The sequence below is a fragment of the Siphonobacter curvatus genome, from assembly GCF_002943425.1.
In the GTDB taxonomy this organism is placed as follows: domain Bacteria; phylum Bacteroidota; class Bacteroidia; order Cytophagales; family Spirosomataceae; genus Siphonobacter; species Siphonobacter curvatus.
Window position 1 is genome coordinate 1,761,141 of sequence record NZ_PTRA01000001.1, and the last position, 24,413, is coordinate 1,785,553.

The window sequence follows — 24,413 nt, forward strand, 5'->3', positions numbered from 1 at the left end:
GGTTAATTAATTAACTTCCGGCAAGTACGGTTGACGGGTTAACTCGACTTAAGGCTTGATATTGGTTTTGGGCGGGCGGCGATGAAAGAAGATCGTAAGACAGAGTAGATGGTAAACTTTTTTTATTCATCTCTGCAAAACCAAAGCCGAATATAGAAAAAATATCGGATTTTTCTTTCATACCAAATGTTAATAAAATTAAAATTTAATGAAAACTTTAATTGTAGGAGCATCGACTCATCCCGGAAGGTATGCGTATCTGGCAGCCAACCGATTACTGAGCTACGGACACGAGATTGTCTTACTGGGTAAAGAGAACGGTGAGGTAGCTGGATACCCTATTCTGCACGGGAAACCCGAGCTGGAAGGAATCGACACCATCACGTTGTACATTAATCCTACCCGGCAGCCTGAACTGTACGAATACATGCTCAGCCTTAAGCCTAAGCGAATTATTTTCAACCCAGGTACAGAAAATCCCGAATTCGAAGCGATGGCGGAGGAGCGGGGCGTACAGGCACTAGAAGCCTGTACGCTCGTAATGTTGGGTACGGGTCAGTATTGATCATTGGAAAGTTTGATAGAAAAGTTTCGGGGTAAAAATTTAAAATAAATATATAAAAAAAGATGGTACGGTAAAATTTAGGGGGTGACTTTTTTAAAACTTTGCTTAATTTATAAAAAGAAGGTAGGCATATTAAAGCTTTAAACTACTCTACCTACCCGAAGGTTTATACTCACCAGCGAATCAGGGCGGCACCCCACGTAAAGCCACTACCAAAGGCGGCTAAACAGATCAGCTGCCCTGATTGAACGCGTCCGGATTCCCAGGCTTCGGTTAGGGCAATGGGGATGGATGCTGCGGTCGTATTGCCGTATTTTTGGATGTTGTTGTAGACGCGATCTTCGGCCAAACCCAGATGCTGACGAACGTACTCGGAGATACGTAAGTTGGCCTGATGGGGCACCAGCAAATCGATGTTATCGGGTTGTAAATGATTGGCTTTCAGACTTTCGAGGATTACTTCAGGAAAGCGTACCACCGCATGCTTGAATACCGTGTTGCCCTGCATATACACTTCCATTTCGGACGGATTTTCCATCGCCGAATCGTACCATCGACCTTCTCTACTGCTCCCCGGACCTTTGACCATTAACTCTTCGGCAAAGGTACCATCGGCGTGGAGATGCGTAGAAAGAATTCGGTGTTCGGCATCTTCTGTGGCCTGGACGACAGCAGCACCGGCACCATCACCAAAAATGACGGCTACACTCCGGCCTTCGGTAGTGGGATTCAGGAAAGAAGACTGAATTTCAGACCCTACAATCAGAATGGTTCGGTACATGCCCGAGCGAATGTACTGATCGGCTACGGACAGGGCGTACACAAAACCCGAACACTGGTCCCGGATGTCGAGTACCCCTACGCCCGTCATTCCTAACTCGCGTTGCATGGCAAAACCCGGTCCCGGAAAATAGTAATCGGGAGTAATCGTTGCGTAAATAATAAAGTCTACGTCCGTTGCAACCACGGCGGCACGCTCCAAAGCCTGACGGGCGGCCTGGGCAGCCATACTGGCATTGGTATCTTTGCCAGGGGTAAAGTAGCGGCGTTGACGAATACCCGTACGTTCCACAATCCAGGCATCGGAGGTTTCAAAACGTTGCTCCAGATCCTGGTTGGTAACAATGTTTTCGGGCACGTAAAAGCCTAATCCGGTAATCTGAGCGTAAGGCATACAAAAAGAGTAAAGCCGTAAATTAGGATTTTATTGAAGAGAAATATAATTAATTTTCAGTACAGAGCTTAAGTCAAAGAAAGGCAAAAGCCCAAACATTGCGTTTGAACTCTACCGCCATGTTCCTTCAGAAAAGAATCGTTCCGTCTTACGTAACGGGATGCAATCGGTTGTTAATCAGCGACAAAAGAATATACAAAGCAATGATGGGAGGCATGGCGGCGAAATTCAACAGAATCACCAGTACCGCCGAAATGCCGATAAATAGATACTTGATTTCATTGCCCTTCCAACCAAACCCTTTGAACTTCAGAGCAAACAAGGGCACCTCCATTACCAGCAGAAAAGACATCAGAAAACTGAAGGCAATGAGATAATTGGCGTTCAGGATATACGGAGCCCAGTCATCGTGTTGCCGGAGAATGACCGGAATCGAAGCAATGAGAAAGGCATTGGCGGGCGTCGGCAAGCCAATGAAACCCGAGGTCTGCCGTTCATCGATGTTGAATTTTGCCAATCGTAGTGCCGAGAACACGGCAATCACAAAAGCAAAGTAACATTTCCAGATACTGGGTAGATCGGGAACACTTTCTAGAATCAGGTGATAGATAATGATCGAAGGCAGTACGCCGAACGTGACCATGTCGGCCAGTGAATCGAGTTCCTTGCCAATAGCCGAACTGGCCTTCACCAGGCGGGCTACAAAGCCATCGAAGAAATCGAATATACCGGCAATGACGATCAGGTACGAGGAAAGTAGCAGATCGTTGTTGAAAGCCGCAACAATGCCTACACAGCCGCAAAGCAGGTTACAGCAGGTCATGGCATTGGGAAGGTGCTTGAGCATACGAGAAAAATTAGCGGGTTAGGCGTACTGTCCGTTCTGACCTACGTAGGGGTTTTCGAGGCGTTCGCGTCCGATTGTAGTGGCGGGGCCGTGACCGGGAAATACCTCCATTTCATCGTCCAGCGTAAACAGTTTATTTTTAATGCTGGAAATCAGGTCGTCGAAATTGCAACCCGGAAAATCCCAGCGGCCAATACTACCGTGAAAGAGTACATCACCGCTGATGCACAAATTCGATTCGCGGTTGATGAACGCTACGTGTCCCGGAGCGTGTCCCGGTACGTGGAGGACTTCCAGCGTCGTATCTCCAAAGGTTACGGGTACGCCTTCTTCCAGCCAGGCATCGGGTTCGGCTTCTTCGTAATCAAAGATGCGGTAGGAGGGAGCCCGCACCGCTACGGATTTTAAAACGGGTACATCGAGCGGATGCAGATAATACGGAACGCCGTAGGTTCGCTTCACAAACGCATTACCGAGCACGTGATCCACGTGGGCGTGCGTGTTGAGCAACTTAACGACTTTTAAGCCTTCGTCGGAAATAAATTCAGTTAACTCTTCCCGTTCCTGACGGTCCGAGCAGCCGGGATCAATAATGACGGCTTCCTTCGTATCATCCCAAAGAACGTACGTATTTTCCTGAAAGCCATTGAAGGTAAATACTTGTAAGTATAGCATAGTGCGAAAATTCATTTGAATGGATGATGCGTCTGGGGAGGTTTGATTTTGGTTTGAAAGGGTTGACGTCAATAACCGGGGGAAAACCCTTGGAACACAAACCCCATCAAACCTTAAACTATTTCAAACCTAAAACTCTAACCCATCACCCTAATTCCCCAAAGCAAACATGGTGGGTTTTTTGTGTAAATCAGGCTTGTGCTCCCGCCAGTATTGAATGGTTTGAGTTTGAATAAACTCGTCTTCCGCCGTTAGGTTCGAACCGATGCACAGAAGCGTTTGCGGCTGGCAACTGCGTAAAAGCTCGTCGAGCAAAGCTCCATTCCGGTATGGCGTTTCCATAAAAAGCTGGGTTTGTCCGCTACGGACATCTTTCTCCAGCTCACGCACCCGTTTGGCCCGTTCGCCTTTGTCAATGGGCAGGTACCCATGAAATGCGAATGACTGTCCGTTAAAGCCCGAACCCATCAGTGTAAGCAGAATCGACGAAGGTCCAACCAGCGGGGCCACCCGCAAGCCCAATTCATGGGCTAGACGTACCGCCACCGCTCCGGGATCGGCAATGCCCGGACAACCCGCTTCGGATAATACACCGATGTCTTTGCCCTGCCATTGCCGAAGTTGTTGGCGGGTTTCCTGCATGGGCGTATCCTTGTGTAGCTCGAGGAAGGTAAGTTCTTCGATTTTTCTCCCCGTTTTTAATTCCGAGATAAATCGCCGGGCGGTACGCAGGTTTTCCGCAAAGAAAACGTCCGTACGAAGAATGACTTCACGGATTTGCGGACTCAATACGGCATCAGCCGTACCCGGAGCCAGCACGGTGGGAATCAGAAATAAGGTGGCCCGAGAGCCAGATTCTTGGGTATTCATTTCGTTAACATTCCGGTGAAGCTACTCCTTCACAAAGTTCATGACCGCCTCGATAAACGCCTGGGGCTGGTCGGCCTGTACCCAGTGACTGGCTCCGGCGATGGTTTCCACGCGAGCGTTCGGAAAAATCCGGTAGATCTCCTTTTCATCTTCTTCAGTGATGTACGAAGAAAGTTCACCACGTAAGAACAGCACGGGTTTCGAAACGGAATGAATGCCGCTCAGTTCACTACCCACGGTTTCAATTTCCCGCGTGATGACGGGCAGATTCAGTCGCCAGGTAAAGCCCCCCTCATCGGCACGAGCCAAGTTTTTAAGGACAAAAGCTCGGGTACCGGGGTGATCTTCGTACTGGGTAAAAAAGGTTTCGGCGTCCTGACGGTTTTTGATAGTCGCCAGTGGCATCAGGTTCATGCCCTTCAGAATGCCGGTATGGTGGACGGGATAAAACCGCGGAGCAATATCGACGACAACCATCTTCTGCCAAGCCTCCGGATAGTTGAGGGCAAACTGCATGACCGTTTTTCCGCCCATGGAATGGCCAATCAGCAGGGGATCGGTGAGTTGCTGATCCTGAATAAATTCGTGCAAATCTTCCGCCATTTCCTCGTACCCAAAGTCATCACTCCAGGGAGAACGGCCGTGATTGCGTTGATCGAGCATGAATACCCGAAAACCTTTTTCAGCAATCTGCTTGCCTACGGTCAGCCAGTTGTCGGCCGAGCCAAATACGCCGTGTAAAATCACGATGGCCGGGCCGCTTTCGCCCGCTTGCCGAAAAAATAATTTCATAAGCAACAATGGTCTTTTCCGGAATTTAACGTCATCATTCCGGGTTAGCTATACAACTTTTGCGGACAAAGTTATCCACCCGACGTCAATCCTTCGTAAACTTGCCGAGGATTACCGTATTCAGGGCTAAAAAATACTGACCTATAAAGTACCCAGGCGGTTGTCTCTGAATACCGATCACCACACATGAGTCTTTCCATACAACAAATACAGGCTCCCATCAATGCTGAAATGAAGGCATTTGAGGGAAAATTTCGAGAGTTCATGAAAAGCGACGTTATGTTGCTCGATCAGATCATGAACTACATTGTTCGGCGAAAAGGGAAACAAATTCGGCCCATGTTTGTCTTTCTGGCGGCGGGTACCTGCGGGACGATCAATGAATCGACCTACCGGGGAGCTTCGCTGATTGAACTCATTCATACCGCAACGCTGGTACACGACGACGTGGTGGATGATTCGAATTACCGCCGGGGATTCTTTTCGGTCAATGCCCTCTGGAAGAATAAAATTGCCGTGCTCGTGGGTGATTACCTGTTGTCGCGGAGTCTGTTTTTGGCCGTGGACAACGAAGACTTCGATTTTCTCAAACTCATCAACCGTTCGGTGAAGGAGATGTCGGAAGGGGAGTTGATGCAGATCGAAAAAGCTCGCCGGCTGGATATTACCGAAGAAGTGTACTTCGAAATTATCCGTCAGAAAACGGCGACCCTGATTGCGGCCTGCTGTGCGGTGGGAGCCCGGTCGGTTCAGCAAACCAAGGAAATGGTGGAGCGAATGCGGCTATTTGGCGAAAAAGTGGGGATTGCCTTTCAAATCAAAGACGACCTTTTTGATTACGGCGACGCTGAAATCGGTAAACCCGTTGGGATCGATATTAAGGAAAAGAAAATGACGCTGCCGCTGATCTACGCCCTGAATCGGGCCGACTGGCTGACGAAACGGCGGATTATCAATACCATCAAAAACGATTCGGAGAACCCGAAAAAAGTAGGAGAAGTCATTGATTTCGTCAAAAGCTCCGGCGGCATCGAGTACGCCACGCAGGTCATGCAACGCTACGTCAACGAAGCCCTGACCATCCTGAGCGAGTTTCCGGCGAACATCTACCGGGAATCACTCCAGAATCTGGTTCAGTTTACCATCGAACGGACTAAATAAAAAAAGGCTTATCCGATCACGGGTAAGCCTTTTTCATAACATGATGGGGTTAATTCGGGACGAAGGTGATTTCGGGAATACCGATGACAGAATTCTTTTTCATGGTTGTGGGGAATACTGAAGCCGTAGAGCCACTGGGAACGACTCGTTCGCCTTCGTTATGAAAGAGAATACTTCCCTGGACAAAAGGCATAAAATCAGTCGTGCCTTTTTTATAAACGTAGTACTTCTTGGCTACGCCCATCGAAAGGTTGTTGATACTCACGACGTATTTCTTTGTAGCATCCGTAATTTCCAGCGGATCGATGGGAATTAGAACTAGCTTTTCGGGGGAATCGACTTCTACCGCTTTCTGGCGTAAAATACTTTGGTTAGCTGCATCCCAGAGCGTAACGGTATACGTACCTACTTCGGGCATTTTTGCTCCTACCTGCGTGACTTTTCCGGGAACCGAAGCACTGAAGTAAATGCCAACTTCCCAGCGGCCATTGTTGTATTGATCCGAGGTGACGTCTGTGCCTTTCAGAAACGTAGAGATCGGGTTTTCTTGAGGCTTGGTGTCTTCGCCTTTATCCTTACAGCTGAGCAACAGTGCGAAGGCGACTAAAAAAAGAGATCGGGTTTTCATTGATGATTGGAGCTTTAAGAAGGTTGATGGAACAAAGCTCCAAAGGACAGCCTCGCGACGAAATACCACATTTCAGGGAGGTCCTTACCCAGGGTAGGTAAAATCATTGTTAAAAATTTACTGAGCTCACGATAGTACTATTCTTTTGACAGTATCTTTCGACGACAATTACCCATAAATCTATCTACAATCATGATCAAACGTAATGCTACAGCTGTTTGGAAAGGCAGCGGAAAAGAAGGTTCAGGAGCGTTGACGACCGCTAGCACAGTGCTCGACAGCACTCAGTACTCATTCAATACGCGTTTTGCGGATGGTAAGGGTACGAACCCTGAAGAACTCATTGCGGCAGCTCACGCGGGCTGTTTCGCAATGAAATTGAGCTTTGACCTGAATGAAGCGGGTTTTACGGCCGATGAAATCAACGCGAAAGCCACTGTGGTACTCGATCCTTCCAAAGGCGAAGTCACAGAAAGTAATATCGTTCTGACGGCAAAAATTCCCAATATCACTGAAGAACAATTCCAGCAAATCGCGGCTGGAGCGAAAGCGAACTGCCCCATTTCGAAATTACTGAAGGCTTCTATTTCACTGGAGGCTACCCTGGCTTAGTTCCTGCAGCAATGCACGGAAACGGGATAACTCATGCAAGGAGTTATCCCCTTTTATTTTCAGCCTCGGGTGCTGTATCTTCGAATAGATTTTGTGCGTTCGAATATTATTTAGGTATGCCCATTAGTAAAGAATTAAAAACGGCCATTCTGGGCCTCACGCGGGAGGAAAAAGACAAACTACTACTGCGGCTCATCAATAAACACAAAGACTTACAGGAACAGCTTATTTTTCAATTGTTGGAAGATGGCCAAACGTTGCCGGAACGACGCGACGATCTGCGTAACAAGATGGATCGTTTCTACAAACTCGATCCGGACTCGTCGGGCTGGTTAATGACGGATATGCGGCGATTACACGCCGAAATTGCCTATCACGTGAAGATTACCAAGGATAAGTACGGGGAAGTAGAATTGGTACTCTATCTGCTGAATGAATGCTTTGAGAAGCAGTTGCCATATGTACAGAAGTACACGTCCAAAACCGATAGTCTGGCCGAATACATTGCCAAGCGGACGGAAGCCATACTGAAGAAACTGACGAAGCTGCACCCCGATATTCAGTTCGAATTTCTGGAGGATGTCAATCACCTGCTTGAACGGGTGTATGCTTACGCTCCGGCACCCTATGCCAAGCAGTTAGGGTTACCGAAGCGTATGGATATTCGTTAAAGAATAGGATCGGTGTCTTTTTTGCGTTTCCGATGCTGGTAGCGATCGTATACGTACTGAATAATGCCGTCTTTCAATCCCAGATCCGGTACCAGGATTTCCGTCGCTCCGGACCAACGCATGGCTGAGAGATAGATTTCAGAAGCCGGTACAATCACGTCCGCCCGGTCGGGGTTGAGCTGAAGTTTATTAATGCGATCTTCCAGTGAGTAGGAGCTTACGTATTTTTGAATCCGCTCCAATTCTTCAATGCCCATGCTGGATTCGGTAACGCGGGTCTTAGCCAGATTGAATAGCTTATTGATATTTCCACCCGTACCAATTGCCCGGATACCGGCCTGTTTCGGCCCGATGTGGTCCTGAATCCAGCGTTGCATTTTCTCCCAGTCGGATTTCTGCTCTTTCCCTTCCAGTAAGCGTACGGAGCCGATTTTAAACGAACGGCTCGCGACTTTCTGCCGGTTCACGTACAGGTTCAGCTCGCTCGATCCGCCGCCCACATCTACGTGCAGGTAATTGGTATCCGTATCTAGGGACTGAACCACAACGTTGTTGATCAGTTCGGCTTCTTTCGCTCCTTCGATGATGTGAATTTTCATATCGAGCTGACCTTCGATCCGCGTGACAATATCACTGGCATTAGAAGCCTCCCGCATGGCCGAAGTTGCACAAATCAGGTAATCTTTACACTCATGCAGTTCAATCAGAAGCTTGAATGAATGAAGCATTTTATAAAGCCGTACTTCGCCTTCGGCACTGATCGAACCCGTCGTAAATACGTCCATTCCCAAGCGTAGGGGGAAGCGTACATATTCTACTTTTTTGAAGGTCAGAACGCCCTCATTGTCCAGTACTTTGGAGATTTGCAGACGGGCGGCGTTAGAGCCAATGTCGATCGCTGCTAGTTTCATAAGGAGCTAGTTTTCAGGGATTGGTTAATAGCGTTCAATTAAATAGCGTCGTTCGCAGGCTTGTAATCGGGTGGCTGGGTTCAAAAATTCACCGTTCAGCGTCGATAAATGAAAATGCGGATTGGAGCGAATCTGGGCCATTTTCACACCCGCCTGCCGTAGCTCGGCCAGGCCCGTCGAATCCGTTAATATCCAACGGGTCTCGGGTATTTTACCTTCGGGTAGCGGTGGATGTAACTTTTGGGTATAAAAGTCAAACGTGTAACTGTAAATCCGGTAGAAACTGAATGAATCCCGAACGGCCGGATCAGCGGTTCGGGCAAATTCGTATCCCGAATCATAGCGGAATAGGTACGGATAGGCGTTGGCACTTAGCGACATAAAGGTAATCGAAATCCCCGCCAGCGAAACCGCGACTAAACGAACAAAAACCGGCGATTGACGAATGCTCAGATACAAAAGAAATCCTGCTACGGCTAAAGCAACCAGTTGGTTGAGGAGTCCAGGAATGGGCGTAATCACCGTATTCAAGTAAATCGTAATCCCCATCATGAGCGTAACCACTACCGCCTGCACGATCATGAGCGAACGGATGGTTTTCTCGGAACTTGACAACAATTGCCCACTGAGCTGAATCGCCAGATACGGGTACAGCAGATTCAGGTAATGCGGCAATTTGTACTGAGCCATCGAGAGAATCAGCATCATCGAGACGATAATTCCCAACGTGAGTACTTCTTTCTGAGCTTTGAAATTTCGTATTGCCCGAAAGAGCGACCAGTAGATCAGAAAGGCCCAGGGCAGACACGACCACAGGAGGGTATGGAAAAAGAAGAAGTAGTCGTTGGAACCCGAACTTCCCCAGGCTTCACCCTGAAAACGTTCGACGCTTTGTCCCAGCAGAATGAACTTAATACCCGAAAGGCCCGTCATCCCGCGAATGACTTTCTCGGGATGTAAATCAAATTGCAGATAGTAGCAATACAGGATTGGACTGATAAAAACCAGAAACGAAAAACCGATGAAGACCCAGCTCCACTGAAAAATAGCCTTCCAGTTGCGTTCGTACAATAGCTGAAATCCTAACGCCATCAACGGCATGGCCAGGCCAATTCCCCCTTTGGTCGCAAAACCCAGAGCCAGTCCCAGAGCCGAACCCAGGGCGTATTTGCGTTTGCCTTCGCGGACGAAAGCCAGTAACATCCAGACGGAAAACACCATACAGGCCGTCAGCAGAGCATCCATCCGTACGTCCTGATTGGATAGGAACTGAGCGTAGCAGGAGGCGTAAATCAAAGCAGCCAGTCGGCCTACCGCTTCCGAATACAGGAGTTTACCCAACCGAAAAGCCGAGTAAAAACCCACGATGGAAGCCAGCATGGAGGGAAGTTTATACGCAAAGGTGTTTATTCCAAACGTTTTGAAGGAAAGAGCACTCAACCAGAAAAGCAGGTGCGGTTTATCCAGGTAATCCCGGCCCCGGTCAATGAGGCTAACCCAGTCATTGGTTTCAACCATGTGCAGGGCAATCAGGGCGTGGTGAGCCGGGTCGGTATCGAATAGGGGAACGAATAAACCAATGATATATACGGCGGCCAGAGCCAGCCACATGACCCAGTAGATCGGACTAAATAAAAAACGTTCAGCGTGCATGCATTCAAAGAGGTAGAACTGTCCCGAAGGTAGGGATGCCAAAAATAAGGCAGGAATTCAATTAATCACGCGTTTCGGGCCGCTCGGGCAACGTGATAAAGGCACCCAAGGAAGAACTCAGGGCATTAATAAAGAAAAACAGCAGACTGGCCAGTACCGCCTGATCGGACTGAATGGGCAGGTACTCCGCCGCCGTCAGAAAGACAAATTCCCGAACGCCAATGCCACCCACAGTCAGGGGAAGTACAGAAGCGATGGAAGAAACCAGAAAAACCAGTCCGTATTCCAGCGAATGATCCGTTACACCGATGGATCGCAGTAACAGCAGAATGACGATTACCTGCGTGGACTGAACACCCAGTGAAAGTGAAAAAGCAGCGGGAAACATGGCTACAAATTTCCGAAAGAACAAACGGTATACGCCCCAGCCGCCCGCTCCCACGAGCAGAGCCAGCCCCGACAGCCAGCCGTACGGTAATCCAAACTGGCTCGTCAGCCAGGTGCTCGAACCACCCAGCAGGGCAATCAGAAAGGTAATGGCCAGCATGCCGCTGCCCCGGTCCAGCAATAATACCGAAAGAATCAGTCGATAATCGGTCTGGTGACGGGTACGCAACAGCCAGGCTTTGTAGCCATCGCCACCAATGCCCCCCGGTAAAAACAGATTGAAAAACATCGAGCGATAGTACAATCGCAGCAAAAAGGAGAAAGGCTCTGCTAGGGGAACCGCTTTCAGGTGTTGCTGAAAGCGACTCGTACTCAACAACTGTGAAACGTTATACAGCACCAGAGCGACTAAAATCCAGCCCCACTGGGCTCGACGGAGTAGGGGCCAGATTCGCTCCCAGTCCATTTGATACGCTAGCCATCCTAAAGCCAAGCTCGTAAGCAGTAGCTTCAGGATGGTTTTAACGGCGGGTGATAACTTACTCAAGGGTAGAAACGGGGGAAGAAGCCGAGTACAATTCACGAACGAGATAGGTAGACTTGGTACCCGATTCGTAGTACGTTCGCATCATGATTTCGGCCATGAAACCGAAGGTAATGATTTGTAAGCCAGCCAGTAGGGTAACGACGGCTACCGTCAGCAAGGGACGTGTACCGATATCTTCGCCAGTCAGTTTTACGCCCAGCAGATACAGACTGATCAACGCTCCAAACAAAAACGTCAGAATACCGATGGGGCCGAACAAGTGCATCGGTCGGCGGAAATACTTCTGGAAAAAGACCATCAGTAACAAATCGGACATGACTTTAAAGGTACGTCCCAAGCCATATTTCGATTTGCCAAATTGCCGGGCGTGGTGGCGTACCGGCATTTCTGTCATCTTGGCACCCTGCATAGCGGCCAGTACCGGAATGAAGCGGTGTAGTTCACCGTACAGTCCCAGGTGCTGGGCAATTTGCCGGCGGAAAATCTTCAGTGTACAGCCGTAATCATGAAGGTATACACCCGTCATTTTACGAATCATGGCATTGGCAATCTTGCTGGGAACCTTCCGTAACAACATGCCGTCCTGCCGTTTGGCCCGTACGCCAGCGACGACGTCCCAGCCTTCCCGCTGCAGTTTTTCGAGCATGATGGGAATATCGGCGGGATCGTTCTGTAAGTCACCGTCCAGGGTTACAATGTAGGGAGCTTTGGCCTCGGCAATACCCGCCGACATGGCCGTTGTCTGACCGTAGTTGCGGTTCAGTACTACCAGTCGTACGCGGTCGTCGGCATACTGTTTAATCCGGGGAATGGTGGCGTCAGTAGAGCCGTCGTCCACCAAAATCAATTCATAATCCAAACCCTGCATGGCTTCGCGTACGCGTTGCAGCAAGGGTTGTATATTGTCTTCTTCGTTTAAAAGCGTAATAACCAGGGAAAGAAGCGGTGCCGTTTGCATGCAATCAATGAGTTAAGTGGGGAAGGGACGTCTTCCAGCGAACAAATTCTTTCAGCCCTTCTTCCATCGTCACTGTGGGTTGATAACCCAGCAACTCCTGCGATTTACTGAGGTCTGCGTAGGTTTGCGAAACATCGCCGGGCTGCTCTTCCCGGTATTCGTAAATGGCTTCACGGCCCAGTGCTACTTCGAGTGAAGCGACCAGCTTGCGTAAGGTAAGAGGTTTCCCCGAAGCAAGGTTAAATGTTTCAAAGCCGGGCTTTTCATACGCCAGAGCTTGCTCAATACCCGTTACGATGTCGCTAACATGTGTATAGTCGCGACGCGTACTGCCGTCGCCGTACAACGTAATGGGTTTAGCGTCTAGAATGAGTTCGGCAAATTTATGAATGGCTAAATCAGGCCGTTGCCGGGAGCCGTATACAGTGAAAAAGCGAAGAGCCAGAAACTGGATGCCGTGCAAATGAGCGTAGGTGCGACCCAGCATTTCCCCCGAGATTTTCGAGGAAGCGTACGGACTGATCGGTAACAGATTCGTATCGGATTCTTTCCAGGGAACGTTCGGATTCTGACCGTACACGCTGGAAGAGGAAGCGAAAATAAACTTCTGAATGGATAAATGCCGGGCTACTTCCAACAGCGAAAGCGTACCCATCACGTTCGATTCGTAGTACGGACGTGTAGACTCAATACTCTTGCGGACGCCCGCTTTGGCAGCCAGGTGAATGATGGCCTCAAACGATTGTCCTTTCAACGCGTCAAGCAGGTAGTCCTGCTGACTGATATCGGCTTCAACAAACTGAAAATTCGGGTTTTCAAGCAGACCTTTCAGATTCTCGCGTTTCTGGGATACGGGGTAAAAATCATCGAAGTTGTCAATACAGGTAACGGCCACGCCGGGTTGCGAAAGCAACCGCTCGGCGAGATGACTACCGATAAAACCTGCCCCTCCGGTGATAAGGTACTGTTTTATAGTTTTCATGGATTTCATGATCACTCTTTCTAGGCAATGTGTAGCAACGGGTTCACCGCTTGGAATCAGAAAGGGAGCGAAGTTACGATTCTTTGGCGGGCTATAAACGTTTTAGAGCCACTAAATTGGACAAAACCTTTAAAAGAGCCTTGTTTTTAGGCGAAAAAATGGGAACAATACGGGAAACGTTTACAAAGAACGGGGTAACGGGGGCGGCGTTTTTCGGAACAAAATGGTCGTAGGGGTTTCAAAAAGATCCCGCTTTCGAGCTAATTCCTGTAGTTCAGAAAACGTTGACAACTCTGGCAGAAACTCCGTCCGAGAAATCACGATTACCGAAGGCTCAGTACTGAGGACTTCCTGTAAAGCTTCCGGAGTATTTACGACGTCTACCGATCGATTCAGATAAAAAACATACGCCGGATTGAACTGCTTATAAGCGATAACTTTTTCTTCCGGATTGATCGAACTAATGGTCTGATTGACTGGATTCTCTCGATCGATGATGGGATAAGCCAGTTGGAAAAACAAAACGGCTGTTACCACAAATGATCCCGCCAATGCCAGCATCGTACGGCTAAATTCGCCGTGTCGGAATCGATACCAGGCCGCCGCCGCTCCGAGGGGGAAGGTCAGAAAGATAATCGCCCAGCCCGCCAGATGTGACACCACCGGATCAAGCCGTAAACCCAGGTAAAAGGCTACGGGTAGTAAGGCAGCGAGTACACCATAGGTAATGAGCGAAGGCCGCAGTTTTTTCCAGGCCATTTCCTGATCAAGTACCGAATCCAGAAAAGCCGCAATCAGTACCGCCACGAAGGGATAACTCGGAACAGTATAGTTAAAAAGCTTCGTCCCCGAAAAACTGAAAAATCCAATCACGACGATGGCGATACTAAGTCCAAAAGCCAGGCTTGGTACTTCCTTACGTTGTTTCCAGGCCCGTACGAAGGCTTGCGGAATAAAGATTGAAAAAGGTAATAGTCCAATCAATACGTATAAGGGGGTAATGAGGAAAAATCCGCCGTGCCCTTCCATGGGGGCTTTAAAGCGTTCGAGGTTGTGCTTTAGAAAAAATCCTTCGGTCCAAGCACCCGAGGTGGCTTCGTGTACATACAGATACCAGGGTAAGGCCAGTACCAGCGTCCAGGCTAGACCGGGTACTAACCATAAGCGGAACACTTTTCTGAAAGCTCCTTGAAAGAGCAGAAACAAGCCAATCGCCGCGAAGATGAGTACCAGAGCCACGGGACCTTTAGCCAGTATCCCCATGCCCAGTGACGTATAAAAAATCGCCAGATTGAGTATTTTTTTTCGTTGCTGATACCAGCCGTAGAACGATACCCAGGCCAGGGTCAGGAAAAAAATCAGGTACGGGTCGGGTACTGCCATGCGAAACTGCACCCCAACATGCAGGGAAGCCAACAATACTAATGCTGAAATCCAAGCGACCCGGGCATTGAAATGACGCCAAGCAAAAGCGAAAATCAGGAGAATGGTACCCATGCCGCAGAGGATGGAACCCAGTCGTGCCGAAAATTCACTGACGCCAAACAAAGCGTAGCTTCCCATCATCACCCAGTAGTGCAGGGGCGGTTTATCGGTGCGAAGTTGTCCGTTGAAGGTGGGTACGACCCAATCCTGTCGTTCGTACATCTCGCGAGCACACTCGGCGTTTTTTGCCTCATCGAGGGAATACAACATAAGTTGTGAGGTTCCCAGCGAGAAAAACAGAAAAATGAACAGCCCGAGTAGTAACAAAGATTCAGACCGTGTTAACGATTTCATAGCTGTAAAAGCAAGGCAGCCAAGCTGCCAAACCCAAACACGTTATCGCAAAGGAACCGAAACAGCGGTGGCCTGAAGGGGCAGGGGAGCACTACGGAACGCATTGATCAGATCACCTACGGTGTCGATGCTACGCAGCGAAGGTTCGGCGATTTCCTGACCCGTCAGGTGTTCGAGTTCATTGGTCAGTTCACATAACTCCTGATACGTCAGACCGTAGTCTTTTTTGAAGGAATGGTTCAGGCGAACGGAAGAGTATACATAGAAGCTCTTATTCAGCAGCTTCTTCAACGAAGAAATAAGATGATTTACGGATGTTTTCATGGTCTTTTAAGGAAGTACTCGACGAAATGGCTAACGCCATTTTAAAAAAAACGGGGAGCCTTTGGGGCTACAACCCGCTACTGCCCTAGGCAGCAAACGGGCAAAACAGTGGGGATTTTAGGGGGACAACAAGTATCAATAAGGGCTAAGTTAGGTTAATGATTTAAGGTTTACTGTAAGCCTTTTACCAGGATTGATAACAGTAGATCAATCTTGGCGTCCAGATCGGTACCGGAAAAAAATAAGTCAAATTCCAATCCGCGGAAGGCCGAAATGACGACGTAAGCCAGGAAAGGAAGGTTTGACCGGATCGATTCACTAAATTCCTGGTGGTCTACTCCAAATTGCAGTATCTCCACAAACAGTTCGATTTCTCGCTGGCTAAACTGAATGCGACAGGATTCCATCAAATCGCGGCTGCACGGTAATTCCGTCGAAAGAATCCGGTATAAATTCAGTTTATTATGTAAGGCTTTTACTTTAGTTTTAATGACTACCTCGATTTTAGTACGGGCCGATTGCTGTTGCTGGCAGGCCGCCACCATCGAATCAAAAACTTCGTTGATTTCTTTGTTGATGACCGAGACGAAAATATCCTCTTTGCTGGAAAAGTAGTAGTAAAGTGTGCTTTTCCCCTTACCCATCGCTTTAGCGATATCTTCCATGGTAGTCTTGGTTAGCCCGTACTGCTGAAAGATTTTCTGTGCCGCCTGGATAATGGCCTCTTTGATCTGTTCGTCTTTTACCAGTGTTCCTGTCATTTCGACTAAAATCGTTTTTCGGTCCAAAGGTAATGGCAAGCTTCACATAATTGTTCTCGGTCAGTGAAATATTAAATTATTTTTAACGAGAGATTATTTTAGATATAAGCTTATGCACTCGGGGCCGTATCGGCTCGACCACTGATCTTATTTCTAAGAGCTTGAATGAACCCAAGAGGTTGGAAGGGTTAACGAATAAACAAAAAGTCCTGCCGGTTTGGGCAGGACTTTTGATAAGTGCGTAGAATCGAAGTTTAAACGGACATGATGTCAATTTCCTTCGCGGTAAAGACCTGATCAATTTTTACAATGTACTGATCCGTCAGTTTTTGAACACGTTCTTCACCTTGTTTTACTTCGTCTTCGGAGACGCCTTCTTTCGTCAGTTTTTTGATGCTGTTATTGGCATCCTGACGGGCGTTGCGAATATTAATTTTAGCCGTTTCAATTTCTGCTTTCACGCGTTTCACCAAGTCACGGCGGCGTTCTTCTGTCAGGGGAGGAATGCTAATGCGAAGCAGTTCACCATCGTTAGCGGGCGAAAAGCCAAGGTTTGCATTGCGGATAGCCCGATCAATATCGTTAACCATTTTCTTTTCGAAAGGCTTTACGGTGATCGTACGGGCATCGGGCGTCGTGACAGAGGCTACATTTTGCAGCGGACTCGGTACACCATAGTATTCAACCATAACGCCTTCAAGCATGGCAGGCGATGCTTTGCCAGCCCGAATTTTACTTAATTCAATGGTTAGGTGCTTGATGGCCCCTTCCATGGTTTCTTTCGCAGCTTCGAGATAAAACTCTATTTCGTCCATTGCGGAGATAATAAGTGTGAAGTTTAATACCGTTTGATGGTTTGAAAGGGTTTGAGCGTTAAAACGGTGCTGTGACCGGCCAGTGCGTCAAATTGGTTCAAACCTTATCGAACCTGAAACTAAACTGATTCATTAGGAAATAAGTGTACCTACTTCATGACCCATCACCAGATTCAGCAGGTTTCCGGGCTTGTTCATGTCAAATACAACGATCGGTAATTTGTTTTCCCGGCAAAGGGCAAAGGCCGCCAGATCCATTACTTTGAGATCTTTGGCAATGACTTCATCGAAGGAAACACTGGTGTACCGAGTTGCCGTTGGATCTTTTTCGGGATCTGCCGTATAGACGCCATCCACGCGAGTACCTTTCAGAACCACATCGGCTTTGGTCTCAATGGCCCGCAAGCTGGCCGCTGAGTCGGTCGTGAAGTAAGGGTTACCTGTACCCGCACCAAAAATAACGATCCGGCCTTTCTCCAGGTGACGCATCGCCCGGCGGCGAATCAGGGGCTCGCAGATTTGCTCCATCTTTACTGCCGACATCAGTCGCGTAAAAAGGCCTTCTTTTTCCAGGGCTGCCTGAACAGCCATCCCGTTGATTACGGTGGCTAACATGCCCATGTAGTCGCCCTGTACTCGATCCAGACCCGTTGCTTCGAGTTCTTTCCCCCGGAAAATGTTTCCGCCGCCTACTACAATTGCTACTTGAACACCGAGATCTGCAACGCGTTTTACTTCTTTGGCATACTGTTCGAGAATGGAAGAATCGATGATTTTATCCGATTTCTTTTCTCCGCTAAGAGCCTCTCCACTTAGTTTCAGTAAAATTCGCTTGTACTTCGGCGTTTCCATATAGGCAGTTTTTGGGTCGCTAAGTTAAGGGGGCGGGCAGGAGAATGGCAACTGCCCAAGGACTTTTCTTTGAGGAAACCCGAAAGGCGGCCTGGATTTTATAGTGGTTATCAGGCCTTTCTGAGTAGAAATTTGTCGAAGCTAAGGGTAAGAAACTGACTTTATTTTAGCCTGAGCACAGTGTATTGTAGAAGGAAATATTCGGAAGAAGAACCTTGTAGCTACGATGCTGTCTAAAAAAATTCCCCGCATTTCATACGGGGCTATGTACATGGAACCCCTATGAGGTTGGAAGCTACCAACTCCGTAGGGGTTCGGTATAATTAAGCAGGGGTACCACCCATGGGAAATGCTCAGGATATAGGCTGAAATTGATAATCGATTGAAAAAGAAAAAGTTAATTGGTTGAAAAGAAATATAATTTGTAAAACTATCAACTATCAACTATCAACTATCAACTATCAACTATCAACTATCAACTATCAACTATCAACTTCTTTCGGCTTAGTCGTAGCATTAACCAGATACACGCCAATCAAAATAATCCCCATGCCAATAAAATGCTGAAACTGTACCTGCTCGTGATCGAGTACGCCCCAGGCCACAGCAATGATGGGAATCAGGTAGGTAACGGAACTGACAAATACCGGTCCAGTCATCTGTAACAACTGGTTATAGAAAATCATGGCAATCCCCGAACCTACCAGACCCAGCGTCACCGCAGCGGCAAACGACCAACCCGCTCCTTCCATACTAAAACGGGCTACAAAATCGGTTTGTAGCAGAAAGGCCATGGCAATCGGAGCAATGGTGACGAAGGTGAGTCCCGTCAGAATAAAGGGTTTCACACCCGAGAGATGCGTTTTTAGTAAATGGGGATTGATGCCGTACAGAATCGTGGCCAATATGACCAGCAGGGAGTACGAGTTAAACGAAAGGCTTCCCTGGGTACCACTGAGCGTAATGAGGATACAGCCTATTAGCCCTAAAGCTAGGCCAATCAATTGCCGTTTATTGATTTTCTGCCTGAAAAAGAGTACGCCAATGATCAGTACAAACAGTGGCGTAAAGGCATTCAGGATGCCAACCAGCGAGCTGTTCATATGCATGACTGCGTAGGAAAACAGGTAGGCCGGTAAAAAGCTGCCGACCATCCCGCAAATAAATCCCCAGAACCACTGACGAAGTGTGGGCAGGTTATTAATCTGCGAGAGCAGAATGGGTACAAAAAAAGCTCCGGCCGCCAGCAGACGAAACGAAGCAATCTGTACGCCGGAAAATGTATGCAGAGCCTGTTTCATCAAGATGAAGGAACTGCCCCAGGTAAGAGCAAGTCCCATCAGGATGATCCAGGCCATAGCTGGAGTAGGTTTCTGATTCATATAATGGGGAAGAAAGGGATGGTTGTCAGTGGCTGGTTCTTAGTGATTGGCTTCTTACGAATCCGATCCTAACCAACCTGGCACAAACGCCAACCAGAAAAGCAACGGTTAATAGTTATTCGTTGATAGTTAGTAGTAAAGCCAACCCTAACAACCATCAACGAATAACTATCAAAAAAACTAGTAACTACCCATTAATAACTAGCCTCCAGACTATATGTGGCACTAATTTCCTGGAGAATTTCTTCGACTTCCGCAAACGTATCGGCCTGTACCAGTCGGTTCCGGAAGGATTTGGCTCCATCCATGCCTTTGAAATAACTGGCGTAGTGCCGCCGCATTTCCAGAACACCCAGCTTTTCACCTTTCCAGCGAATGGAAAACTCCAAATGCTGCCGGCATACCGCAACACGGTCCGCAATGGTTGGGTGCGTTAGGTACGTACCGGTCTTCAGGAAATGTTTGATTTCATTAAAAATCCAGGGATAACCGATGCTGGCCCGACCAATCATAATACCGTCAACGCCGTAACGATTCCGGTACTCCAAAGCCTTTTCGGGCGTAGTGATATCGCCGTTTCCAAAAATTGGAATTCGGATGCGGGAATTTTCTTTGATTCTGCCAATCAGTGTCCAATCCGCTTCTCCCTTGTACATTTGCACGCGGGTACGTCCGTGGACCGTCAGGGCCTGAATGCCGATGTCCTGCAAGCGTTCGGCGACATCTTCGATATTCTTGGTGGAGTCGTCCCAGCCCAGGCGAGTTTTTACCGTCACGGGTAAGTGCGTGGCTTTAACTACGGCTTCGGTCATGGCGACCATTTTAGGAATGTCCTGTAGCAGGGCAGCACCGGCACCCCGGCAAGCCACCTGTTTCACCGGACAGCCATAATTGATGTCGATCAGATCGGGCGAAACGGCCGTAGCAATTTTCGCACACTCCGCCATTGTTTCGATGTCCGAACCGAAGAGCTGAATACCGATGGGGCGTTCGTACTCGAAAATGTCAAGTTTCTGCCGACTTTTGGCGGCGTCACGAATCAGGCCTTCACTGGATACGAATTCCGTATACATCAAGTCCGCTCCACCGGCCTTACAAACCGCCCGAAATGGAGGATCACTGACGTCTTCCATGGGAGCCAGCAACAACGGGAAATCACCTAGTTCAATATCTTTAATCTTAACCATTCGACTGTGACGAAGTAAACGTTGGGGAATATCTATTTGAGAGCAGTGGTACGATTGTGTCTGGACCAGGGATGATGATCAGCCTCACCGCCGAGCCTGCGTTATCTTTACAACCAAGAACTCTGAAAAACCTGTTTAGTAAACGATTGAATTCAGTACGAATCACTGAAGCATACAAAATTACATCGAAATGATCGAAACGCCTGATCTTCCCACCCGACGATTTTCTCCCTTTGCGAGTTTGCTAATCCTTTTCGGCCTGATGGTCGTTTTAGGCAGTATCGCCCAGATAGCGATTGTTTATCCCCTGGTCAAATTCCTGACGGGGGCAGACTTTGCTGCCGGGGCAGCCGATTTTATCGCTCATCCGCAGGATTATCCCCACAGCTGGCTGGCCACGATGCTGATGCAGGCCATCACATCCGTTTTCAGTTTTATCCTTACGGCGTATCTGTTTTGGTACCTGACTGAAAAACGCAACATCGTTTTCGTAGAAAAAGGTTCGACCGATCCGCTGATCTGGGCCATGATCGTGGTACTCGTCATCGGATACATTCCCTTGAACAGTCTGATTTTTGAATGGAACCAGCTTTTACCCTTGCCGCAATGGATGGTAGATAGCGAAAAACAACTGGAAACCCTGACAAAATTCCTGACGCAGTTTCCCAGTTTCGGCCATTTTATGCTCGGTCTACTGGTCATTGGCCTGATTCCGGCTCTGGGTGAAGAATTACTGTTTCGAGCCACGTTGCAGCGATTATTCGAACGCTGGTGGGGAAGTCCACACGTAGCAGTGTGGTTGTCGGCGGCTATTTTCAGTGCCTATCACGTGCAATTTATGGGCTTTTTCCCCCGCATGATTCTGGGAGCTTTATTTGGTTACCTGTACGTCTGGACGCGAAACCTCTGGGTACCCATTTTCGCTCACTTTGTCAATAATGGTTTTGTCGTCGTGATGATTTACCTGCGGCATCGGCAGATCACCGAGCTGGACGTGGAAAGCAACGAAGCTATGCCCTTACCGTACGCTTTGGTGTCGGCCGCACTGACGATCGGCGTACTGCGGCTGATCTATCAACGCAGTCAGGGGGTGATACCTCAGTCGTAATTTATTCAAACAAATTGCGTTCAAAACCGGGAAGCCCTGAAAGCTGTAGTATTTTTGCCAGAATAGAAACACAACGGTCGCCTTCATTATTAGGAGCGTTGGCTGGTTTCTACGTAACTCTAACCAAAACAACTTTCAAAAATCAGCGTTAACAACCGTTATAAACCAACGAATCGTGGAAGGCTGGGTTAAGATATACGAGTCCTATATGCCCTGGCGAGTGGAACTCGTCAAAGGTTGGCTATTGGATGAATACCAAATTGAGGGAGTCGTACTGAGCAAACAGGATCGCTCGTATTTGTTTGGGCACTGCGAATTGCACGTTCCGGTTAAAGACGCGGCTTTTGCCGAATTTATCATTCAACATGAGGAAAAGAATACAGACCAGGCTGAGTAGTTATTCAAATTTAGGACAACGGGTCATTGCGGCAGTCATTGGAGCGGCCTTGATGATTTTTTGTCTGTACTGGAGCGAGTGGACCTACCTGGTTTTGTTTGCAACCATTGGCGGTTTGAGTCAGCTGGAATTTTACCGGCTCGTCGGCCTCGATGACATTACGCCGCTCAAGTACTACGGAACCGGCGTGGGGGTCTTCATGAATATCCTGACGTTTCTGATCGAAAAGCATTACCTGGATTTTGAGCTGTACTTTCTACTTTCTCCGCTCTTTACGCTCATCTTCTTTATCAAGCTGTATAAGAAAAACGAGGCAAAGCCCTTTACCAATATTGCGTATACCTTTCTGGGTATCATCTACGTAGCCCTGCCTTTTGCTTTGATTACTGTAATCGCTCTGCTAGGGGGGGTGTACAGTTACGAGCGGGTACTGGGGTGTCTGTTTCTGCTTTGGGCCAGTGATTCAGGAGCTTATTTCGCCGGGACCAAATTTGGCCGTACCAAGCTTTTTGAACGCGTATCACCCAAAAAATCCTGGGAGGGTAGTCTGGGGGGAGCGATTACGGCCATGCTGGTCGCGTTCATCCTTTCACAAACCTATACCGACCTTAACCCCTGGCAGTGGTACTGGATTGCTGGCGTAATCGTGGTGGCGGGTACTTACGGCGATCTGGTCGAATCCCTGTTTAAGCGAAGCATTCAGATTAAAGATTCGGGTTCGGTCATTCCCGGCCACGGGGGCTTTCTGGATCGGTTCGACGGTTTATTACTGTCCGCTCCGTTTATTGTAACGTTTTTGAAAGTGTTTGAATAAGTAGAATACGGGCAAACTAACGTGTTCTTTTAAGTCCATTATTGACTAAATCCAAACGGAGTAACTGATGCAGATGTCCAAACCTGTATCAGTTACTCCGTTTTAAATCGAACACGCCAAGCCCGAAGGCTTGCATAGAATTAGCCCCGTAGGCAATGCGGAGTATAAGATATGGGCAACAGGACCGTATAAGTTTGCACCAGCAGATCAATAACGCTATGCACTGGCCGGAAACCTTACTTCAACCTTATAGTTCAGCACATCTACAACAACTGGTAGAATATATCGGGCAGAACCCAGCCCGTTTTGCCGAGCTCTTTACGCACTTTCACAGCTCCGAATACCGCATTGCTCAGCGGGCCAGCCGCGTAGTCGATGCAGTGGTTGAACGACATCCGGCCTTACTGATTCCTCATTTGGAAACCTTCTTTCGGGTGCTATCCCGTACTGACGTACATCCGGCGGTTCGCCGAAATTCGGTTCGGATGTTACAGTTTATTGCCATTCCCGAAGCGTACCACGGGATCGTTGTAGCGTGTTGTTTTGAATGCTTGAATAACCCTACAGAACCCGCTGCCATTAAAGCTTTTTCACTAACGGTATTACACCGAATGGTGCAGCAATATTCAGAATTGACAACCGAACTACAGACAATTATTGAGGACCGTTTGCCGTACGAAAGTCCCGCTTTCCGTTCCCGAGCCGTAAAAATTCTCCGTCAGCTCAAAACACCTGGGCCTGCTTCGAGTTCTTGAAGAAAGCACCCTTGCCATGTACATTACTCTTTGCGTCATGACTTATCCGCCGAAGCATCGCTGGTGGGCCATTCAGCAGATGGGACTCATGCCCCGCAAACTACGGCAATTACCCGAACTCACATTCTTCAAATGGATGGGCACCGGGCAGGGGAAAGTCTTTAGTCTCAAACCCGACTTTTCGCGGTACGCCTTTCTGGCCGTCTGGCAATCGGAAAGCCAGGCCAAGGACTTTTTTACTACTGCTGCCTCCTGGCAGGAGGTACAGCAACGGGCATCCACCGTTCGCACATTTGCTCTGGAAACCATTCGTAGTCACGGAGCCTGGAATGGTTCGAACCCTTTTCAGACCGATAGTCCCGCCGAGGAGGGTACCGGACCGATTGCGGTAATCACCCGGGCCACGCTTAAATTACGGGCCTTGCCCGCCTTCTGGCGAAACTCATACCGGGCCGCCGCCCGACTGGAGCAGGCTTCCGGCCTGATCTATTCCATTGGCATGGGCGAAGTGCCGTACTTCCAGCAGGCGACTTTCAGCGTATGGGAAAGCCTGGACGCCATGAAGGCCTTCGCGTACCGTACCGCTGATCACAAAGAAGCCATGCGGCAAAAAGAACAGCAGCAGTGGTACGGCGAGGAATTATTCGCTCGTTTCGTCCCCGTACCGTTCGAACCCGGATTTTAAAACTTCGGCCCTTGAATTATCGGTTTTATCTACGTATTTCCCCGCTAGTCCTAAAAAACAAAAGGGAGTACGGAGGTTCGGGCTATATTCGGAAACGGCATGGCCCTGAACAGATCTTCGA

The 24,413-nt window shown here is 48.4% G+C and carries 28 protein-coding genes; 9 read left to right on the forward strand and 19 right to left on the reverse strand.

From position 1 onward, the window contains the following. Positions 1-10 precede the first annotated feature (10 nt). Entirely contained in the window at positions 11-181 is a 171-nt protein-coding gene (locus C5O19_RS25960) for a hypothetical protein (RefSeq protein WP_165795958.1), read from the reverse strand. A gap of 27 nt (positions 182-208) precedes the next feature. Here C5O19_RS25960 and C5O19_RS07230 point away from each other — a divergent pair, with 27 nt between their 5' ends. After that, positions 209-565 carry a CoA-binding protein gene (locus C5O19_RS07230; RefSeq protein WP_104710927.1) on the forward strand — a complete coding sequence of 119 codons (357 nt, stop codon included), beginning with the start codon at positions 209-211 and terminating at the stop codon, positions 563-565. Between the two features lie 172 nt (positions 566-737). Here the strand turns inward: C5O19_RS07230 and C5O19_RS07235 are convergent, their stop codons facing one another. From C5O19_RS07235 to C5O19_RS07255, 5 genes are all read right to left on the reverse strand, one after another. Continuing rightward, positions 738-1,739 (reverse strand): 3-oxoacyl-ACP synthase III family protein, encoded by a 1,002-nt coding sequence (locus C5O19_RS07235; protein WP_104710929.1) that lies wholly within the window; start codon positions 1,737-1,739, stop codon positions 738-740. 148 nt (positions 1,740-1,887) lie between these two features. Further along, complete coding sequence (pssA, locus tag C5O19_RS07240) at positions 1,888-2,586, reverse strand: CDP-diacylglycerol--serine O-phosphatidyltransferase (protein WP_104710931.1); 699 nt, start codon at positions 2,584-2,586, stop codon at positions 1,888-1,890. A gap of 18 nt (positions 2,587-2,604) precedes the next feature. Then, a complete protein-coding gene (locus tag C5O19_RS07245) occupies positions 2,605-3,261 on the reverse strand; it encodes an MBL fold metallo-hydrolase (protein ID WP_104713943.1) in 657 nt (218 codons plus the stop codon). A 150-nt stretch (positions 3,262-3,411) separates the two neighbouring features. Then, entirely contained in the window at positions 3,412-4,131 is a 720-nt protein-coding gene (locus tag C5O19_RS07250) for an SAM-dependent methyltransferase (protein ID WP_104710932.1), read from the reverse strand. A 21-nt stretch (positions 4,132-4,152) separates the two neighbouring features. Beyond that, positions 4,153-4,923: an alpha/beta fold hydrolase gene (locus C5O19_RS07255; protein ID WP_104710934.1), complete on the reverse strand. Its 771-nt coding sequence runs from the start codon at positions 4,921-4,923 to the stop codon at positions 4,153-4,155. Positions 4,924-5,109: 186 nt separating this feature from the next. On the opposite strand from C5O19_RS07255, the gene C5O19_RS07260 reads away from it, so the two are divergent. Further along, positions 5,110-6,084, forward strand: coding sequence for a polyprenyl synthetase family protein (locus C5O19_RS07260; RefSeq protein ID WP_094810994.1), 975 nt, complete (start codon positions 5,110-5,112; stop codon positions 6,082-6,084). Between the two features lie 49 nt (positions 6,085-6,133). Here the strand turns inward: C5O19_RS07260 and C5O19_RS07265 are convergent, their stop codons facing one another. Then, the gene (locus tag C5O19_RS07265; protein WP_104710936.1) at positions 6,134-6,712 is read right to left on the reverse strand and encodes a DUF4082 domain-containing protein; all 579 of its coding nucleotides are present in this window, start codon (positions 6,710-6,712) and stop codon (positions 6,134-6,136) included. Positions 6,713-6,901: 189 nt separating this feature from the next. Here C5O19_RS07265 and C5O19_RS07270 point away from each other — a divergent pair, with 189 nt between their 5' ends. Then, positions 6,902-7,324: an OsmC family protein gene (locus C5O19_RS07270; protein WP_394341782.1), complete on the forward strand. Its 423-nt coding sequence runs from the start codon at positions 6,902-6,904 to the stop codon at positions 7,322-7,324. Positions 7,325-7,440: 116 nt separating this feature from the next. Beyond that, on the forward strand, positions 7,441-7,995 hold the full coding sequence (locus tag C5O19_RS07275) for a hypothetical protein (protein ID WP_104710937.1): 555 nt from the start codon (positions 7,441-7,443) through the stop codon (positions 7,993-7,995). Here C5O19_RS07275 and C5O19_RS07280 read toward each other — a convergent pair. From C5O19_RS07280 to dusB, 12 genes are all read right to left on the reverse strand, one after another. Beyond that, the gene (locus tag C5O19_RS07280; protein ID WP_104710939.1) at positions 7,992-8,906 is read right to left on the reverse strand and encodes a Ppx/GppA phosphatase family protein; all 915 of its coding nucleotides are present in this window, start codon (positions 8,904-8,906) and stop codon (positions 7,992-7,994) included. The genes C5O19_RS07275 and C5O19_RS07280 overlap by 4 nt on opposite strands. A 24-nt stretch (positions 8,907-8,930) precedes the next feature. After that, the gene (locus C5O19_RS07285; RefSeq protein WP_104710941.1) at positions 8,931-10,559 is read right to left on the reverse strand and encodes an ArnT family glycosyltransferase; all 1,629 of its coding nucleotides are present in this window, start codon (positions 10,557-10,559) and stop codon (positions 8,931-8,933) included. A gap of 61 nt (positions 10,560-10,620) precedes the next feature. Beyond that, positions 10,621-11,493, reverse strand: coding sequence for a lysylphosphatidylglycerol synthase transmembrane domain-containing protein (locus C5O19_RS07290; protein ID WP_165795959.1), 873 nt, complete (start codon positions 11,491-11,493; stop codon positions 10,621-10,623). After that, on the reverse strand, positions 11,486-12,451 hold the full coding sequence (locus C5O19_RS07295; RefSeq protein ID WP_104710944.1) for a glycosyltransferase family 2 protein: 966 nt from the start codon (positions 12,449-12,451) through the stop codon (positions 11,486-11,488). Before C5O19_RS07295 ends, C5O19_RS07290 begins: the two co-directional genes overlap by 8 nt. 4 nt (positions 12,452-12,455) lie before the next feature. Next, on the reverse strand, positions 12,456-13,433 hold the full coding sequence (locus tag C5O19_RS07300) for a GDP-mannose 4,6-dehydratase (protein ID WP_243406340.1): 978 nt from the start codon (positions 13,431-13,433) through the stop codon (positions 12,456-12,458). A 180-nt stretch (positions 13,434-13,613) separates the two neighbouring features. Next, the gene (locus tag C5O19_RS07305) at positions 13,614-15,128 is read right to left on the reverse strand and encodes an ArnT family glycosyltransferase (protein WP_165795960.1); all 1,515 of its coding nucleotides are present in this window, start codon (positions 15,126-15,128) and stop codon (positions 13,614-13,616) included. Between the two features lie 126 nt (positions 15,129-15,254). Further along, on the reverse strand, positions 15,255-15,536 hold the full coding sequence (locus C5O19_RS07310) for a hypothetical protein (RefSeq protein WP_104710948.1): 282 nt from the start codon (positions 15,534-15,536) through the stop codon (positions 15,255-15,257). A gap of 170 nt (positions 15,537-15,706) precedes the next feature. Continuing rightward, positions 15,707-16,297, reverse strand: a complete 591-nt coding sequence (locus C5O19_RS07315) for a TetR/AcrR family transcriptional regulator (RefSeq protein ID WP_104710950.1) — start codon at positions 16,295-16,297, stop codon at positions 15,707-15,709. Positions 16,298-16,551: 254 nt separating this feature from the next. Then, complete coding sequence (gene frr / locus C5O19_RS07320; protein WP_104710951.1) at positions 16,552-17,112, reverse strand: ribosome recycling factor; 561 nt, start codon at positions 17,110-17,112, stop codon at positions 16,552-16,554. A 132-nt stretch (positions 17,113-17,244) separates the two neighbouring features. Then, positions 17,245-17,964 carry a UMP kinase gene (gene pyrH / locus C5O19_RS07325; protein WP_094811016.1) on the reverse strand — a complete coding sequence of 240 codons (720 nt, stop codon included), beginning with the start codon at positions 17,962-17,964 and terminating at the stop codon, positions 17,245-17,247. Positions 17,965-18,446: 482 nt separating this feature from the next. Further along, positions 18,447-19,322, reverse strand: a complete 876-nt coding sequence (locus C5O19_RS07330; RefSeq protein ID WP_165795961.1) for a DMT family transporter — start codon at positions 19,320-19,322, stop codon at positions 18,447-18,449. 218 nt (positions 19,323-19,540) lie between these two features. Further along, positions 19,541-20,533, reverse strand: coding sequence for a tRNA dihydrouridine synthase DusB (gene dusB, locus C5O19_RS07335; RefSeq protein WP_104710954.1), 993 nt, complete (start codon positions 20,531-20,533; stop codon positions 19,541-19,543). A gap of 190 nt (positions 20,534-20,723) precedes the next feature. On the opposite strand from dusB, the gene C5O19_RS07340 reads away from it, so the two are divergent. From C5O19_RS07340 to C5O19_RS07360, 5 genes are all read left to right on the forward strand, one after another. Then, the gene (locus C5O19_RS07340) at positions 20,724-21,641 is read left to right on the forward strand and encodes a CPBP family intramembrane glutamic endopeptidase (protein ID WP_104710956.1); all 918 of its coding nucleotides are present in this window, start codon (positions 20,724-20,726) and stop codon (positions 21,639-21,641) included. Between the two features lie 175 nt (positions 21,642-21,816). Further along, entirely contained in the window at positions 21,817-22,038 is a 222-nt protein-coding gene (locus C5O19_RS07345) for a hypothetical protein (protein ID WP_094815308.1), read from the forward strand. Further along, positions 22,007-22,852 carry a phosphatidate cytidylyltransferase gene (locus C5O19_RS07350; RefSeq protein WP_094815310.1) on the forward strand — a complete coding sequence of 282 codons (846 nt, stop codon included), beginning with the start codon at positions 22,007-22,009 and terminating at the stop codon, positions 22,850-22,852. Before C5O19_RS07345 ends, C5O19_RS07350 begins: the two co-directional genes overlap by 32 nt. Positions 22,853-23,007: 155 nt before the next feature. After that, on the forward strand, positions 23,008-23,607 hold the full coding sequence (locus C5O19_RS07355; RefSeq protein WP_133163320.1) for a hypothetical protein: 600 nt from the start codon (positions 23,008-23,010) through the stop codon (positions 23,605-23,607). A gap of 16 nt (positions 23,608-23,623) precedes the next feature. Continuing rightward, complete coding sequence (locus C5O19_RS07360) at positions 23,624-24,292, forward strand: DUF3291 domain-containing protein (protein ID WP_104710959.1); 669 nt, start codon at positions 23,624-23,626, stop codon at positions 24,290-24,292. Positions 24,293-24,413: the final 121 nt, after the last annotated feature.